General features: G+C 39.8%; 12 protein-coding genes. 8 read left to right on the forward strand and 4 right to left on the reverse strand.

The genetic code is table 11. The annotated features are described in order from the left end of the window. The first annotated feature begins 117 nt into the window (after positions 1–117). The 7 genes from V7K44_RS02730 to V7K44_RS02760 all read left to right on the forward strand — a co-directional run bounded on the left by V7K44_RS02730 (position 118) and on the right by V7K44_RS02760 (position 6065). Positions 118–822 carry a hypothetical protein gene (locus V7K44_RS02730; protein ID WP_334928386.1) on the forward strand — a complete coding sequence of 235 codons (705 nt, stop codon included), beginning with the start codon at positions 118–120 and terminating at the stop codon, positions 820–822. A 3-nt stretch (positions 823–825) separates the two neighbouring features. Next, complete coding sequence (locus tag V7K44_RS02735; RefSeq protein ID WP_334928388.1) at positions 826–2067, forward strand: hypothetical protein; 1242 nt, start codon at positions 826–828, stop codon at positions 2065–2067. A gap of 70 nt (positions 2068–2137) precedes the next feature. Next, the gene (locus tag V7K44_RS02740) at positions 2138–2275 is read left to right on the forward strand and encodes a hypothetical protein (protein WP_334928390.1); all 138 of its coding nucleotides are present in this window, start codon (positions 2138–2140) and stop codon (positions 2273–2275) included. Between the two features lie 357 nt (positions 2276–2632). After that, positions 2633–4492, forward strand: coding sequence for a Mu transposase C-terminal domain-containing protein (locus tag V7K44_RS02745; RefSeq protein ID WP_334928392.1), 1860 nt, complete (start codon positions 2633–2635; stop codon positions 4490–4492). A gap of 3 nt (positions 4493–4495) precedes the next feature. Next, positions 4496–5350, forward strand: a complete 855-nt coding sequence (locus V7K44_RS02750) for an ATP-binding protein (protein WP_334928394.1) — start codon at positions 4496–4498, stop codon at positions 5348–5350. After that, positions 5304–5858 carry a TniQ family protein gene (locus tag V7K44_RS02755; protein ID WP_334928396.1) on the forward strand — a complete coding sequence of 185 codons (555 nt, stop codon included), beginning with the start codon at positions 5304–5306 and terminating at the stop codon, positions 5856–5858. Before V7K44_RS02750 ends, V7K44_RS02755 begins: the two co-directional genes overlap by 47 nt. Before the next feature lie 66 nt (positions 5859–5924). Then, complete coding sequence (locus tag V7K44_RS02760; RefSeq protein WP_334928398.1) at positions 5925–6065, forward strand: hypothetical protein; 141 nt, start codon at positions 5925–5927, stop codon at positions 6063–6065. On the opposite strand, the gene V7K44_RS02765 is transcribed toward V7K44_RS02760, so the two are convergent. The 4 genes from V7K44_RS02765 to dcm form a co-directional block, all read right to left on the reverse strand. After that, positions 6056–11641, reverse strand: coding sequence for a DEAD/DEAH box helicase (locus tag V7K44_RS02765; RefSeq protein ID WP_334928400.1), 5586 nt, complete (start codon positions 11639–11641; stop codon positions 6056–6058). The two genes, V7K44_RS02760 and V7K44_RS02765, sit on opposite strands and share 10 nt — an antisense overlap. A gap of 30 nt (positions 11642–11671) precedes the next feature. Further along, positions 11672–12574 carry a hypothetical protein gene (locus V7K44_RS02770; RefSeq protein WP_334928402.1) on the reverse strand — a complete coding sequence of 301 codons (903 nt, stop codon included), beginning with the start codon at positions 12572–12574 and terminating at the stop codon, positions 11672–11674. Then, entirely contained in the window at positions 12571–14568 is a 1998-nt protein-coding gene (locus tag V7K44_RS02775; RefSeq protein WP_334928404.1) for a hypothetical protein, read from the reverse strand. The genes V7K44_RS02770 and V7K44_RS02775 overlap by 4 nt, the downstream gene beginning before the upstream one ends. 115 nt (positions 14569–14683) lie before the next feature. Next, entirely contained in the window at positions 14684–16831 is a 2148-nt protein-coding gene (dcm, locus tag V7K44_RS02780) for a DNA (cytosine-5-)-methyltransferase (RefSeq protein ID WP_334928406.1), read from the reverse strand. An 801-nt stretch (positions 16832–17632) separates the two neighbouring features. Between dcm and V7K44_RS02785 the strand changes: the two genes are divergently transcribed. Then, positions 17633–18025 carry a hypothetical protein gene (locus V7K44_RS02785; protein ID WP_442940654.1) on the forward strand — a complete coding sequence of 131 codons (393 nt, stop codon included), beginning with the start codon at positions 17633–17635 and terminating at the stop codon, positions 18023–18025. Positions 18026–18150: the final 125 nt, after the last annotated feature.

The raw sequence follows: 18150 nt of genomic DNA on the forward strand, positions 1-18150 counted from the left end.
CTGCATAAAATGATTAACTCTCTATTCCAGCGCTCTTGGCGTTCTTGGGGGTTCGTTTTTAATTCTATGCATCTTCATAAAGAATTGGTATGAGGTGCAATGACGGCAATAACAACTATGAAATATAAACTTTTATTCACAAGTCTATTTTTTTTAATTAGCCTTAGTACCCTTTCAGCCCAAGCTTGTCCCAATGGCAAACCCCAAATAACTAGTTATATTCGCAGGGAGAACAACCGTTGCGAAGGCATTGAAAAAACAGATGCAGCAGGTGGTATTAACTTGATTTCCATTACCACTCGTGGCATTATTAACTATCCTGATCTTCTGACTCTGCAAATTCACTCCTTGACGAATACCAACACTAAGCCAGAAGTAAAAATACAATCCCTAAGCAAAAATTATATCTTAGATAACCTATCTTTGAAACCAACTCAAGGCCGTTTTACCTTTTACTTAAACACTTATGTTTTAAACAAAGTTGCAGTCCCCCCGAACAGTCTACGCGCTCTTGCTTCTGTTAATTCAGTTTATCTACCAGTTACTATTGGCAAACCCTCTGGTCAATATGAAATTGTATTTTATACTTCTCGTCGAGCAAAATTCTCCACCTTTGAAATATTGCGTAAGGGCAAAATTGTCTATAAAAGCCCTCAGAATAATCCCCAGGATGGTGAATTAGTCTTTACTTGGAATGCAATCAAAGCCCCTGCTGGTCGCTATCAAATTCATGTGATAGCCAAACAAGAACGCATTGGTAGACCAGATGATCCATTTGAACGGCGTTATGATTTTGAACACAACCCCAGCTGGCTGAGATAAATTATGGCATTTAGGCAAAAGACTAAATGGTTACTGCAAATAATCAAAAATTTAATCATTATTTTGCAGCGTTCTGTTCATATAGTTATCAGATTTATTCACCAAAGTTTTAGTCAGTTTAGTAAAGATTTAGCTGGCAAAAAGTTAATTATTTTTGTTCTGTTGTTATTACTAATTTTTGGTACTGTCAGCCTTCTCGCGCTTGTTCCTGGCAATCATATCTTTGAAGGCTATCTCGTTGTAGAAGAAATGAGTTTTACCTATAACGGCCAAAAGCAAAAACTATTTCTGCAATCAATTCGACATCTCAAAACCCTAGAGATAGAGGGTATTCAAACCTTAACTTTAACAGGCAAATTTAACAGCCAAAATTTTCCAAAACTCAATCATTTAAATACTATCAAAATTAATCTAACTGAGAGTAATAGTAAGTTAATTATTGCCCCAATTAACTCGTCAGTAATTAGTGAAATAGACTTAAATGAACTACGACTCCAAGCAAATACCAAAATAATGCGCTTGAGTTACGACTTTTATCGACAAAGGCTAGCTTTTTTAATAAAACCCCAACCCATACCAGAGTTAGAAAATCAACCAACTATTTTAAAGCTTTCTTTAGGAGAGCAACCACTAAAAATCAGTTTACAAGGTTATAAATTACCAGATATAAAAATACCAGAACTTCAAGGTTCACAAACCCCACTAGAATTTACTTTTAATCCTGACAATAAAGAATTCGATTTTAAAATTAGTCAAGATAATATTATTTATCTAACTGCATCAAACTTGCCAGAATATGATGAACAATGGTTTTGGAGTAAAATTGCTACCAAAGATGTAATATTTGAGCGTTTAGAAAGAAGTGGTGATCTTAACGATGATTTAATATTTTCCACTATTGTCGAAGGCAAAGTCCAGATGGCAGAACAGCAACGAGAAATTAAACAGGGTCAATTTCTCATGACAGAAAAACCTGATATACCTTTGAATATAGAATTAATCCGCCATATTCAGGTTATTCCTAAAAAAGGTTTAGAAGTTCGTTTTGTTGGTAAAACTAAACAAATTAAAATTGGGCTAGATAAAAATTTTCCGGTATCTAGTATTAAAGGTAGTCTTTTAGATGAAATATTACCTCATGATGTAGTTATCGCTGTATTTGCTTTTGCTGCTGGTACAATTACCTCGTTATTATCTTATGTAATTGAAAACGCTTTCAAACCAAATTTAAAATCAAGTTCATAACTTTTAAAAATATAGCGATTCTAAGAGGTGTTTGAAAAGTCCGTGAAGATTTATGTTTAGAATAAGTTAAGTGGATGATAAATCGAATGAAATTACAGCAATTCCAGAATATTGTCACAGCATTTTAAATACCTATAACCTTGATATAGTAGGGATTATGTCAAAGTTTTTCTTATTTAAGGAAAATAGCGATCGCACTAATGGCTAAAAGTTACAGATTTTAGACAATAACTTCACAATAAACCCAAGCAGCTGCTCAACAATTGGTTGATATCCCCATTGATAGTGAAAACTTACTGTACATTCGCAAATTATATGTCGCAATTCGCAGATAGTGTCGCAACCGCATCTAAATAACTGAAACCTTTATCCTGTAAGGATTATAAACTATTTAATGACACAGAAAATAAATTTGTTTAATTCGCATTTTATATGTCGTAAATCCTAGATTATCAAATTAAATGTCGTTTGTTAAGATTTAGGTATTTATCAAATTGTATGTCGCATTCTTAGTCAATTAATGGTACATTAGTACCTTAATTATTCATGAGTGTTTTTCACTCCAATGGCAGACAAACAATTGGAATTCACGGAAGAATTAACGCAAGTTTCAGATGGAATTTTTCTTGACAAGAGTAATTTTGTTATAGATCCATCCCAAATTATTCTGGAAACATCAGATAGGCATAAACTGACATTTAATCTGATCCAGTGGCTTGCTGAATCACCGAATCGCACGATTAAGTCTCAGAGAAAGCAGGCTGTTGCAAATACTCTTGGTGTTTCTACTCGCCAGGTAGAACGTCTCCTCAAGCAATACCATGATGACAAGTTATCAGAATCAGCAGGAGTACAACGCTCAGATAAGGGAAAACATCGAGTCAGCGAAGACTGGCAAGAATTTATCAAAGCAATTTATAAAGAAAGTATTAAAAACAAACATCCAATTTCACCAGCATCTATAGTTCGCGAAGTAAAGCGACATGCGCTCGTTGACCTGAAGCTGAAACCAGGAGATTATCCTCATCAAGCTACTGTTTATAGGATTTTAGATCCTTTAATTGCACAACATAAACAGAAGACAAAAGTCAGAAATCCGGGATCGGGATCTTGGATGACAGTTGTAACACGAGATGGACAGCTACTTAAGGCTGACTTTAGTAACCAAATTATTCAATGCGACCATACCAAACTGGATATTCGCATAATTGATAGTAATGGTAATTTATTGTCTGACCGTCCTTGGCTAACTACTGTTGTGGATACTTTTTCAAGCTGTGTTGTTGGTTTCCACTTATGGATCAAACAACCAGGTTCTACAGAGGTGGCTTTAGCCTTAAGACATGCTATTTTGCCCAAGAAGTATTCTGAAGATTATCAGCTAAATAAAGTTTGGGAAATATGCGGTACTCCTTTTCAATATTTTTTTACTGATGGTGGAAAAGATTTAGGATCAAAACATCTAAAAGCCATTGGTAAGAAACTAGGATTTAAGTGTGAACTACGCGATCGCCCTCCCGAAGGCGGTATTGTAGAACGGCTTTTTGGAACTATTAATACTCAAGTTCTCGAAGATTTACCTGGTTATACAGGGTCAAATGTTCAGGAACGCCCCAAAAATGCAGAGAAAGAAGCGTGTTTGACAATACAAGATATAGACAAAATCCTAGCTAGTTTCTTTTGTGATATTTATAACCACGAACCATATCCCAAAGATCCCCGCGAAACAAGATTTGAGCGATGGTTTAGAGGAATGGGAAGAAAACTGCCTGAACCTTTGAATGAGCGAGAATTAGATATCTGTTTGATGAAAGAAGCGCAACGAGTTGTTCAAGCGCATGGATCTATACAGTTTGAGAACCTGATTTATCGAGGAGAATCACTCAAGGCATATAGAGGTGAATTTGTAACGCTGAGATATGATCCAGACCATATCCTGACTTTATATATCTACAATTGCGAAAATAATGATAATGAAGAAGAGTTTTTGGGTTATGCTCATGCCGTAAACATGGATACCCATGATTTGAGTGTAGAAGAACTGAAAGCTTTGAATAAAGAGCGAAGTCAAGCTCGTAAGGAGCATTTTAACTATGATGCCTTATTAGCATTAGGTAAACGGAAGGAACTTGTAGAGGAACGTAAAGAAGACAAAAAGGAAAAAAGACGCTCAGAACAAAAGCGTCTACGTTCAGCTTCTAAAAAAACCTCAAATGTTGTTGAACTGAGGAAAAGTAGAGCTAATGTTTCTTCAAAGAAAGATGACAAACTGGAACTCTTGCCAGAGAGAGTTTCAAGGGAAGAAATACAGCTTCCGAAAATAGAACTGCAACCAGAACTATCTGGTCAAGCTGACACTAAAGAGCGGGAGAGACACAAGCTGCTTATCCCTAACCGTAAACAAGATTTGAAGAAGATTTGGTAATTTATGGCGCGATCGCAACTTGCTATTCAGTCCTCCGTTGAAGCCTTAGCTCCTGAGCTAGATTTAAATTCTCAACTTGCTAAAGTCGTTGAAGTTGAAGAGATATTCAATAATTGCTTCATACCAACTGATCGTGCTTCCGAATATTTCAGATGGTTAGATGAGTCGCGGATATTGAAACAATGCGGTCGAGTAATTGGCCCCAGAGATGTGGGGAAAAGTCGAGCGTCTCGTCACTATCACCAAGAGGATAGGAAAAAACTTTCCTATGTAAGAGCTTGGTCAGCATCGAGTTCCAAGCGGCTATTTTCGCAAATCCTGAAGGATATTAACCACGCAGCACCAACAGGTAAGCGGGTAGATTTACGTCCAAGATTGGCTGGTAGTCTTGAATTATTTGGGATAGAACAGGTCATTATTGACAATGCTGAAAATCTCCAAAGAGAAGCACTGCTAGACCTTAAACAACTTTTTGACGAATGTCATGTTCCTGTCGTCTTAGTTGGAGGACAGGAGCTAGATAAAATCTTGGCCGATTTTGATTTGTTGACTAGCTTTCCAACACTGTATGAGTTTGACCGCCTAGAATACGATGATTTTAAGAAAACACTAAGTACAATTGAATTCGATATTCTGGCTCTGCCTGAAGCTTCTAATTTATCTTGCAGTCCTATATTCGAGATTCTAGCTGAAAGTACAGGTGCGCGAATAGGACTGCTAGTCAAAATACTCACTAAGGCAGTTTTACATTCACTCAAGAATGGCTTTGGCAAAGTTGATCAAAGCATTTTAGAAAAAATCGCTAGTCGGTATGGCAGAAAATACATTCCCCTTGAAAACAGAAATAGCAATAAATGAAGATTATGACATTTTGCCAAGGTTAGGTTATGTCGAGCCATACGAAGGAGAAAGCATTAGTCATTATTTGGGGCGGTTACGTCGATTTAAGGCTAACAGCCTACCTTCAGGATACTCTTTAGGAAAAATTGCTGGTCTTGGTGCTATCACAACGCGATGGGAGAAGCTTTATTTCAATCCCTTTCCGAGTCTTGAGGAATTAAAAGCTTTGAGTAAGCTAATTGGTGTGCAGGTCGAGAGGTTATATGAGATGCTGCCACCCAAGGGTGTGACTATGAAACCCAGACCAATTCGGTTATGTGGTGCTTGCTATGCAGAAGCTCCTTGTCACCGCATTGAGTGGCAGTTTAAGGAGAAAATGAAGTGCGATCGCCACCAGTTGAGTTTATTAACAAAATGTACTAACTGTGGAACACCATTTCCAATCCCTGCCGATTGGGAGGTAGGGCAATGCCCTCATTGTTCCCTGCCTTTTGCAAAAATGGCGAAGCGTCAGAAGCGTTGTTGAAGTTGGCTACTGTAGTTTTTTAAAAACGATACTTTATCTTGGAAATGCTTACGCGACAGCCTCGCTGTGAATTGGGTTCCTGGGCTAATTATTTTCTATTGTGTTACCCAAAAGTTGAGCGGATCGCTCTATCGGTATTTTCCTGTATTAATGATGGCGATCGCTCAAACAATCTTTAGCACCGAACCAAGCAAACATCATTCATAGGGGAAGCGAATGGCGGTAAAAATTGATTTTAACTTGGGAGTCAAGCCTTGTTCCTGTGCTTCTGTGTAGCCTTGCACGATTTCTGGTCGTAAATTTTCAGGGTTTATGTCCCAAAGAGGATGTATGAGGATTATGGCTTCGCTATTAAAACTATCGATACCTGCTAATAAACTACCGAAAGTCGTTTGCTCCAAACCCAGCCCTGAGAAGTAGGAATTAGCTGTACTGGATACCAAATCCACCCAGTAATCATAATTTAAATCAATTTGTGCATTGGGATTTAGTGCAAGACGCACCATATCGTAACCAAGTCGCCAGTCTAAAATCGAGTGGTAAGCCATATTACCAAACTCCCGCAAACATCGATGGCAAGATGTAGAACATTCTTCTTGATGTCCAGTAGAAAGTAATGGAACAGTAAAAGTTTGACTTGAAGAATGTTCGTCACCGAGAATAAAATGCAGGAGGTTTTCAAAACGCTCTGGCTCCGCTAAATGTGAGCTATAACCCGCTCCATTTTCTAGGCTATCAGACAAAAATATCCGAGCGGATGGTGGGGCAAAAGGGCTGCTAAGGTCTGTAAAGGGTTGAATACCAACATCAAGCTCAGATTCTGCAACATCTAAGCTGACAGCAGCAGCCCGCCTAATAAGAAAACCAAATGAGTACCAAGCAGCTCTTGCTTCCGGTAGTGCTGGATTTAAATTGAGTCCGGAACCGCTATTGGGGATGCCTGCAATTAATACATCGGTTGTAGAAATGGCAGCCAAAGCTCTAACAATCGGTTGAACAGAGGGATCGGGAACAGGCTCAATAACCCTATCACGTTCTTCTGGTGATAAATCCAATAAAGCTTGGTCAAATGCTTTTTTAGAAATCCAAACGTTCTGGCTAGCTACTTTAAAAAATTCAAAGTCTTGTCCGTTATTATCGTTTATCCGATAAACCGAAGCTTGTGAAATACATCTAATATCAAAGTTTTGACGAGTTTCAAAACTATATTCCTCAGAAGGTGTACCCAAACGTGTCTTGAGTGCCCGTGGAGTAAATTCAAACGCTCCATTATACTCGGCGTTAATTGCCCACCATGTATTAAATCCTGGTGGTTCGCTAATATCAACCGTTCGGTATCCCTTTTCATCTCTGGGAGCCGAGCAATAGGGGCAACCTCCTTCTTCTGACGGATTCTTGACTAAAGCTTGACATTGGCGACAAACACCAACACGAATACCTTGCCCCAAGGGATTTGGTTGGAATACAGTTTTATTCCCCGAAGGGATAGGATCGATAATTCCTACTGCGGTAAGCAGCATATCATCTTTTACAGTTTGGGCACCTGGAGCAAATTGACTAATTGCAATATCCAATTCTCTGTCCACAACACCTGCTTTTGGAGGCCATTCCCCTGCTTCTGTTTTGGGATATTTATGGTACAGGTAACGGGTGCGGGTGGGAAATCCAAACATGGGAAGGATGCCACGCGATGCTAAACGCTGACTTAAGGCTAAGTGTTGAAAGTCCGTAGAGTCATCAACAACTACATCAATATCTTGTAGCAGTTTATTACGGATGTAATCAACCATTATTGCTTCGTTTATTAAAGTACGGCGTAAAATTACTTCACAGATTTCTTCAATTTCTAATGGGTGATTTTGTATCCATTCTTCAATAATTGGTCTATGTTGTAACCATTGCCAGATTTGACCAAATTCACCGTGAACATTATCTCCCGTGTATTCAAGAGGGACATTTTGAAATGCTCTATGGAGAATTTCTTTGTTTATAACTCGCTTGGCAATTTCTTCACGCCTAACGTCAACGTAAGGTTTTGGTGGAGGTTCGGCAGTAATAAGTCGGGGACGTTCAAAATAGTAATCATCATGACTACGCCCACGGCATAATGTTAAAGCAACAGACATACCTAAACCGCGACGACGACCAGCCCTTCCCACGCGTTGCTGATAGTTAAAACGGATTGGAGGCATATTTGCCATACCGATAGCTTGAAGTGAACCAATGTCAACTCCTGCCTCCATAGTGGTTGTGACACTTAAGAGGTTAATTCTAGAAGGATCGGGTTGTTCGGATGGTTTAAAAACATCTTGGAAAAGGCGTTGTCGCACACGTCGAACACTAGGATCAGTTTGACCTGTGAGTTCTTCAGAATTAAGCGAAAATATTGGTTCGTTAGAACGTGCTAAATATTCATAATAATCGCAATCTTCCAAATCATCACTTAAGTTGTAAGTACCTGGAATGTTCGCTAAAGGACTGTTACAACTGGTACAGATTCCTCCCGAAGCATGTAGGTGAATTCGTCCGCATTGCCCGCAGGCATAAATATCTATTTGGTTATTTTCGTTAGGACGTGGACTAAGAACCTGTAAAGATTGGGGAACAATTCGCCATTGGTCTAAAACTGAATTAATAATGTTTAAAGTTGCTTGCTCTAATTGTTCTCGATTGTAGCTCCTGATTTCAGCCACGCGGTTAAGGTACTCATTAATGTAATCAGGAGGGTTATATTTTCCGGGATAACCTGAGCCGTTCCAACGTCTTCTTTGTGCCAAAAGCCGGATGACAGAAGCAGCAACTTGCTCTTCTAAGCTAGAAGGTGGAGAATCGTCAATCCACAAAAAACCAAGCTTGAGAGACTCGAAATCACGAGCGCCACTAGCAAATAAAACAGCTTTTACAACCGACTCTAATAAAGCGGTTTCAATTTGTCTCATTGCATCTCGTTGTGTGGGCTGTAAATCTAGGTAACATCTTGGCGTTGAATTCCAATCAACTAAATCAGTCCACGAACGCTCATCATTATTAGAAAATTTATATTTTGCTAAGGAAGGACTTGAACCACCAGGGTTTAAACCAATTGAAAGTAACCCTTCTCTAACAGCGTCTAATAACAAATTAAATCGAAGGGAAATAAAGCCTCCAGCACTTGTCGGAGGTGTTAATGCTAGAGGTGGATTTCCTACGCCACCAGTAGATGCATAGCTAATCACGACACCTACTATTTCAGTAGGCAATAAATTACACAACTGTGAATAACGAGCCATGTTAGCATTAGCTGCATCTTGTCTAATCTGCCTTTGCAAATTAAATAACTCCGAAGCTAACCTATATTGAGTCTGAGCCTGCAAATACTGTGCTTCTGATTCTTGTGCTTGACGCAGAAGCCTTTCGTAAGCAATTTGGCGGACTGTATCAAGATAATGATCGCGTTTAATCCCTGTAGATAGTTTGGCAGCATCTTGACGGCTATCTGAAAATAAAACCAGCTTGCGACCTATTTCGGGTGACATTTGCCGCATTAAAGCATCAGATAATACTTGTACTACTCGTTGAAAACCAGAGCCAAGGTCACGAATCGAAGAACTGACCCGCCTACCACGCCAGTCAGCTTCACAATGAGGACATTTTGATGGAAAAGCGTTTACCTCGTTTTTTGGTGCTATAAAAACATAGCCAGCAGTAGAACCACTTGAAGCAGCATTTGAAGAAGCAGGTAATGTTAAACGTCCTAACAGATGATCGAGTAACGCAGGTCTCCATTCATAACCCTTCTCATTATCTTCCTGCCACTGCCATCGTGGGATACGAGTTTGGGTTTGTTTTATTAATGGTCTTCCGTTTGCAGGCCAAAATACCAAAAATTCTCCGAAAGTGCGGCTTAACGATGCTGCCTTATCTGGAACATTTTCAAGATAAGGGTAATCTGGAGATAAATACCAAGCATTTGATGAATCCTGGTCTTCACGTTTAAACCCACCAAGAAATACTTCGCCACATGATTGGCAGTAAAGAAGCTCAATAACTCTCGAATTACAGCAATCGCATCTTGGTCTAGGGTCTAAGAATAGTTTACCAACAGGCGGTGTTTGTTCTCCTGGTGGAGTTACCCCCGTTCGCCCAGAGCAATTAGGATTTACACAAGCCCAAATCCTACCTGCGTTATGGAAAAAGTAGTGCGAACGTAGGGGAAGAAGGGCTTCATTGTCAGAGTTTCTTGCTAAAACAATAGTTCGAGCTAATCCGCGAGCCGCAGTTTCTCCCCTTGACGATAGATCGCCAAAAACCGCTTCTGCCAATTCTTTGACTGTCAATGGATATTGGCTGGCTGAGGTTTGTACAGCCCCAAACGCTTGGATGTGATTTAATCCCTCAGTTAAAACTTGCCTTGGTGGAGCATCTACGTTAGGAAGATGAAGCGTATTCGCTAACGTTGTTGCTGCTTCCTCAATAACCGCATCCTCATCATTATTTTGGCTTTGGTTAAGGATGTTGTCGATTTGTGCAAATGTCTCTTTGTAAGGTTCTAGTGGGTTTGGCTGATGTTCCGAGGTCGGGAAATTTTGTCGTTCCCCAGGAAGAATCGAAAATGTATTGCGATCGCGTCCAAAAAATTGTTCGAGATAATCAAGACTTTCTTCATCGTTGCTAATAGAGGCACTAGTGGCAATAATTCGTAATTGTGGCGAATCCGGCTCCAAGCCAATCCGATTGAGTAAAGCCCTCAAAAGATAGCCAACCTCGGTTCCGGGTGTTCCTCGGTATGTGTGAAGTTCATCTATGACAAGGTGGAAAATATGATGCTGCCGATCTTGCTCCAACCACTGCTTGGTTTGTTCAAATATGTCATTTTCAACACTACGCATCAGCATGATATTTAACATGCTGTAGTTGGTAATTAAAATATCGGGAGCTTTATCCTGCATATCCCAACGAGACCACATTTCAGAACCATCAGGATTTTGAAAATAGTAAATGAGTTCCTCATCAGAAACTTGATCTGACCACTCATTATCCATTTCTAAAAGCTGTTTTTTAAGCTTTCCCTGCTTTTGAGAATTAACATTCCCATCTTTCATGCGTAATCCCGCTACAGGTGTCGCTCCGTTATATCGCCCAAACCAAAACCGATTTCCATTCATATTGTCTTCTCGCCACTGTTGAACATGCGGGTTATCGCAAGCTCTACGAATGCGAGTTAATTGGTCTTCAATAAGTGCGTTGAGTGGGTAAAGTAATAAAGCGCGGACAGCAGATGGTCTTTCTGGAGATTCATGCTGTCGTTGAGAAACCCATCCTTGTCTTGATTGCCTCCACCATTTTTGTGAAGTACCATTTGAGGAACCCCATGCGGGTAATCCTGGGGTTAAATGCCCAAGTGCTTCTTCGGCTAGATAAGCAAAAATGGGAATTAAGTAACATTCGGTTTTTCCCGAACCCGTACCTGATGTAATGACTACTGCTCGTCCTTGCCGAGATAGTTCCCAAGCCTGAAACTGATGCTGATAAATTTGGCGCTGGGGAGAAAATAAACCCCCATTAATAAAGTTGGCAACGGCTGAATTAATCCCAAAATGTTGACAGGCTTCGGCAATAGTAAAACCTGAAGGTAAATAAGGCGCAATCGGTTCCAGTAGAGGTTCTCGCCATAGTTGACCATCTTGGTCAAGCATTGCTCTGCGTTCACTCATCAGGGCTTCATATCTAACCCGGAATGGGCTTTCTAGATAACGCAGATAGGTTTGTCTAATTGAATCAAAAATTTTAAACGGATCGTTCATATACGTTTCCTGGCAGGGCGTTTAGTTAATTTAATTAACCCACCGGAGTCCTGGATGATTTTGTCCAATAGCAACCAGAAGCAAACCAGCTAAATCTGGTGAAATCTCGTTATAAACAATTTGCCCCTGAGCAATCTGGCTTGGTCTACCTGCACAAAAATAAGCAACACGAGCATACATTTCAGGTAGTGGACTTGATACATCGGTGGTTAATGTACGTTGAGTTTTATTGTATACCGCAAGTTGAAGATAACGTAACGCGGCTGCCGCATAAAGTGCCTCATGCTTTGGCATCCGCACTAATCTACCTTGCTGATTGTGGACAAAATAATGACGAGTATTATAGTAGCTATATTCACATACTGTATGCTGTAATACACCATCAACCCATTTTCGAGATTGCCAATCGAATGACTGAGCCGACCATCCAGCTAGCGGAGTTGCTTCATCTGCAATTTCTAGTTGCTTGAGAATAGGGTTCAAGTCTTGGCTTAGACATTTTGCTTGTTGAGGAACAAAAGGAATACCAATAATCGCAGCTATCTGGCGAATACCCGCTTCTGTACCCTTAACACGTATTTCAGCTATTTTTTGAGATGTCGTATCGCTAATTATTTGACAATTTAAGGTTGCTGCAACATCGCACATCTGTGAAAGCAATTTCGGTGTTCGCCCTCCACATAGTACGGCGGTATCAGGACTATTAAGCAATCCTGCGAGTATTGGTGGACGAACCTTCCATCTTTGGGAACCATTAATGAAAAAATCTATATGACTAGCCTCGGACAATTGAAACCGGAGATTTCTACATAGATCGCTGATATCGACATCAAGATGTTCAAAAGAAGCAAGCTCTGTGACTGCTCTACGAAAAGTTGTCCATGACCCCTCTTGCTGATGAGTTAGCCAGTAAAGCAATGTATCCCAACTCATCTATATCTCCTTTTTTGTTGTCGCTTAATTTCGCGTGCAGCTTGCATATAACCCTTCCAAGCTACTTGTAAATTAGAAGCTTTTTCTTCGTCGTAAATCGATGCTAGTTTGGGACGACGAATAGCCGCGTTGTAAACCAGTGATGTCCAACGTTCCATTTCCGATGGGATTTGAGTCTTTGCTATGGAGAGTTTTAGCGTTTTAGGACGGGGTGGACTCTTTGTCAAACAGACAACTCTTGCTCCTGTACCTGACCCGAATTCTATAGCCCACACTGCCTGAAAAGAAGATTTGACTATTATTCCCTGTTGAGATTCATAGATTGTTGCTTGCGTTACCTCACCAGGATTTGCGCCTATGATTGTCCAATTACCTGGGGGGAGAGCTACATGAGAACCCGTGACATTGGTGCGGTAAAAATTTTGTTCTTCTTTATCAAAATTAATTTCAGGTTCAACAATCTCAATCTTTTTGCATACCGAACCGACTTCTATCCAATGAACTCCTGGATGCATCAAATGCGATAAGTCAACTAAAGTTCCATCTTCCGCAATAGTTACGGGTATACCATCAATTTTGGGTTGTTGACCTTCTTGTAAACCCGTAATCATTAAGCGGGGGGGCGCACCTAAAAGCCATGCCGACTTTTTGCCCAAACGTAGTCCTCCCGATAGCACTATATCTACAGATGACTCTACGTAAAGTGATTCCAGTCCAGAAGGTATATTTGCTATATACTTTTCAGCCTTTACGTCACGAAACAAACACCAACCATCAGGGAGTCGTTTATCGTGTATGGGATTAAAGCTACGAGATGAAATTTCCTCAAAGTATTCTCTTGCATTTTTGGCTACATCCTCGTGTACCAAGACGTTGCAAGCGATGCCAGAGGGTAAACTATGGCGAGAAACAAACCCTGTATAATCCGAACTGGGAGCAAGTGCGATCGCAGAACAACCCGCCCTTTGTAAAACAAATTGAATATTGTTAGATTTTGTACTCCAAGAGAAACCTTCACGTAAATCTCGTCCGTTTTTCTCTCCAAGCGAAATCGGACTGTACCATCCCTCTCCGCTCGACTCTAAATATAATTCTTCACAATCAAAAAAGGAAGGAAACGAGTCTGGACATCTGGGAAGAAAAGAAAGTTGCGGTTGTCGTCGCACAATATCGAGAAGAATCTCTACAGATGCACTTCTTCTACCGTATGAGTCATTTATCGCACCATCCCACAGTTCTAGCTCGTTGTTAACCTGTGCAATTACAGCTTTGAGTCTCTTATCAGCAAGGGCTTTTTTTCCGGTAAGCGTGAAGTAGCAACTTCCCCATCTTGAAATATCTACTTCTAACTTGTTGATTGGAGCTATTTGTCCGGGAGTATAACCAGCCCATGCAAAAAAATTTGGTAGCTTTTCAATATCAACTTGACGAAGAGGTACGTGGGTTAAAGGAAAAGCAATATATATTTTCTTTGCTGTATTTGCTTCTGGCATTGCCAAAAGCAACGATTTTTTGTGCTTAAGCCATTTATTTAGTAATTTCCAAAGCTTTTCAAACTCATCTGTATGAAAGCCTTCAGGAAAACCCTTGACTATTTTACATCCAAGAAGTTCCGCAAGTCTAGGGTAATAAGCTCCGGTGCTAACTTCTTCATCCGAATGCATTCGATAAGCAGCTAAAACACACAAAGCTAAAAAAGCAATATATTTTGGAAACCCGTTTTCATCGTCTCCATGCAAGACACTAAATCCTGCTGAATATGAAAGTACCCTGTGGCGATATGCTGATGAAACTACATCAACAAAATCTTGTTCTGCTTCTTCAGGTGACAATTGAATTACTTGAATCTTCGCAAAAGCAGCAGCCAGACTTTTTGGAGATATCGTCAAGTAAATTTCTTGTTCATTGGAATTGTTAGAGAAAAAGTATTCTGCGATCGCATGATTCCAAAGACTATATTTTTGTGATGTAGAGAGCGCATTTAAGTGGCTCATGGAATAACGGTAGTACCCTTGCAATAAAAATAAGTGCTTATTTTTACATTTTATTTTGAAATAATACAGTGGTGGTTAAGTTTACACAAAAAACACGATAATTTTACATAATCTATTAAAGGTCAAAAAGAAATTCTGCTATGGCTTTAGTTACAAGTGGACAGACAGCATTAGCTAATTGCTGTTGCTTGTGTACTAATCCACCGTTAATGCTATCTATACTTCCAGCAAAACGGAACCAATCTGGAATTGATTGTAGTCGGGATGCTTCCCTCAAAGATAGACCTCGATGTTGTTGTGGGTGAATTAACATACTCTTGCGATAGTGTCCAATAGTAATAGATGGTTCATCCCAGCCAAGCCTTCGGTAGATGTTACTATGAGTTCTTTGAACATCACTGTAATTAGTGAGTTTGTCTTCAATATCCTGCCAATTTCCTCCAGGTGGTATCTGTTGATAACGTTCAATTACATATTCAGAATGACGGGAAGTAATATGGTCTGTGATTAAACCAACAGATGCTCCTTCTCTCATAGCTTTTAAAAAAGGATTTGTGATAAGTTTTTGGTTCCTTAGCTCTTCATAAGCCATATTGTGTTCAAGACATCCGTTACCAATAGTAGGTAAATCTTGTATTGCATCTCGTACTGTTACATAAGGCTTGTCTTGACCCAGACCATGCGTAGGTAAAGGGAATGGCCCCCACTCACCGAAATCATCTTTTCTATAGCCCAAATCTTTATGTATGCCAAAAAAGAAAAAGCGGTTACGATGTTGTGGTACTCCATACCAAGCTGCATCTATAAGTTTTGGGAAAACAATATATCCAGCTTTGTGCATACGTTTAATTACCCAATCTACAACATTGATTTGAGTAGAACTTTGACCTGATTTTGGTGTCCACAAGATACCCTGAACATTTTCCATTAAAAAACAGCGAGGTTTTAATTTCTCAACATATTTGAAAAAAGTATCTACAAGTTGGTTATTTGGGTTTTCGCTATTCCCTGAATTACGATTGGCGCTAGAAAAACCCTGACATGGTGGGCCACCAATTAATATATGGACATCGCCTAATTCCCTGCAACGACTTTCTGTAAATTTTTGTGCTTCCTTTGTACGTAGGTCAAGAGGTTCTATTTGTTCTGGAACACAATCAACTCCAGATATCTGAGAGAGTTGACGAAAAGCCGCATGATTATGTTTAAGAGTCTCTACATAAACTGGATTAACCTCACCGCAAAAACCTATCTTATAGTGTTTATTTGGTTTGGTTGCCATTAAAAAACCAAGTCCCATTGCCCCTGCCCCGGCAAATAGTTCGACAACATTCAATCCATTTGATGAATCACCTAAAGTTTTTTGCAGGCTTGCTCGTCTCGAAGGACTTTGTTCTTTAGTAAAAGTAAGATTTATATCTTGTTTGCAGGCTAAAGTGATATTAGAACGAATGACTAATCCGGCATATTTATCTTTTGTATTTTGTGAACAGGAGCTTGATTTAGTATCCAAAGCAACTATTTTGTTCCGCTCTTTTTTTCTAAGAATTGTTCTGATCCATCGCACCCAACCTACTGTTTGTACTAAGTCTTTTAGCCCTAATTCCGAGGCTGAAGACAGAGCAAAAATTGTATTTGAACCAAATCCTGATACACCACCTCTATAAGCCACAATTAGACGAGCAGAACTATTATCTGGTAAAAGTACGTTGGGTAATTCAGCTACGCTGTAATTTACGACTTGTCCCGTTGAATATTCTATGATCGGCTCTTCTTGCCACTCTATATCTGAATCTAATAATGATGCTGCAACAATTTCTATTGAACTATTGTAATGAGAATGCTCACTGCCTAAGCGCACTTTAGTAGAAGGCCGAATTTGTAGCGTGAAACGAAAATTCCGCGATTGAATCCCTTGAATAAAGCGCTTCTTACATCCATACAAAGCACTCGCAACAACCATAGCTTCACTTCGTCGTGGCTTTAGACTATCAAGTAAATCTAATGCCACATCCACTTTCTGATTTTGTTGCGATCCACTAGATAATTTTGCTGGGCAAAACTGTTCTGCGATTATTGTTGGTTCATTTTCATCAATATAGTGTAAACGCACTTGCACAGGGTGAGGCAAATTGTTCGATATACCAACTACAGGACGTAATACAGAGGTATTACTATTGTCCTCGATAAGTAAAATATGGGACACAAAAAAGTCTCTAGAAAAATTGGAGCTAAATTGCACGATTTTAGTATTATTAATCACACTCTCAAATATTTATAAATGTTTTAGCCATTTGACATAGTAATTTTCTGGGTTGCCTGTAAAAGTATCATACTTTTTTGAATTAATTTTTACATTAACTTTGATAGTATATTAGCTAGAATGCTAACTCTTCATACTCTATATTAAGTATAAAAAAGTTTAACCTGCAATGTTAAGGTAGTTACAGCCTGACTACTGTTAAGGCAGAGTTTGCTTCTTCTGGGAATCCGCACAACAAGATCGCTAATGAGACGATCTTTCTTGTTCCTCCGCCATCTCACAGCTTACTTGATAGACATCTTTGTATGAGTTTGTATGGGATTGCTCTGGCTTATCAACTCAAAAAGGATTTGCTGACAGTTGAACATATTCTCATTATTTATGAACACGGTTACTCACGATTCATGAGTAACCGTGCTACTCAGATTAAGTAGGGTGATAGACATCAATCGCCCAAGGGCTGAATATAGAATCGACGCGCTTAGTGAAAAGCCCTTGGAGCCGCTGGAATACTGTAAAAAATGGGTTGATATGTCCCCTGATGACCGGGGGTACAGAAAAGCCTGCATAGCCTCTCTTACCGAAGCAACTGGGCTAAGTCCAAGGACTATAGGTAATTGGGGTTCCAACTTTGAGAAACGCCCAAATTATGTAACGCATATTTTACGAATGGCGGATAAACTCAACCAAATCAAAAAAATAGTCTTACCTCCTGACTTCCCTCAAGAATAATTTACTCGTGATTCGTGACTAAAATACTTGTGCTAAGAGCAGATATTTCTTAAGTTGAGGTCAGCAACTATGGGTTTTGCGTGCAGTAGCTTGATGCTTCCACAATTCTCTATTGCTGTCACCTTTAGTAACTCACGAACGCTCAAGATGCAAACTGGGAGGCAATCCCACCAAAACAAACATCAAATTGATACCCTCTGTCAGTTGCCCCTAGAACCGATGGAGTATTGCCGTCGTTGGGTTACTCACGAACCAGGACGTAATTATCGCAAAGCTTGCATTAATGCGATCGCGGACGTTACAGGTACTAGTCCAAAAACTGTTAAAGATTGGGGGACAGGCTTTCGCCGACGACCCAAATATGTTACCCGAATATTACGGCAAGCAGACCTAATTAATCAATTTAAACATCTCGTTGCAAAGGGAATTGCTACTTTACCACCAGACTTTCCTCAAGACTAAGCAAAAGCGATCGCTACTCACGACCAACTGCCCCAAAAACCCCTTGCTGTTGCCCCAAAGAGAATCTTAGGCTTAGGTACAGAAGTACTAGCTGTAGCGAGTAGCCGCATCTTTCTTGATGACAA

Origin of the sequence: Nostoc sp. (genome assembly GCF_036917235.1) — a bacterium.
Taxonomy (GTDB): domain Bacteria; phylum Cyanobacteriota; class Cyanobacteriia; order Cyanobacteriales; family Nostocaceae; genus Nostoc.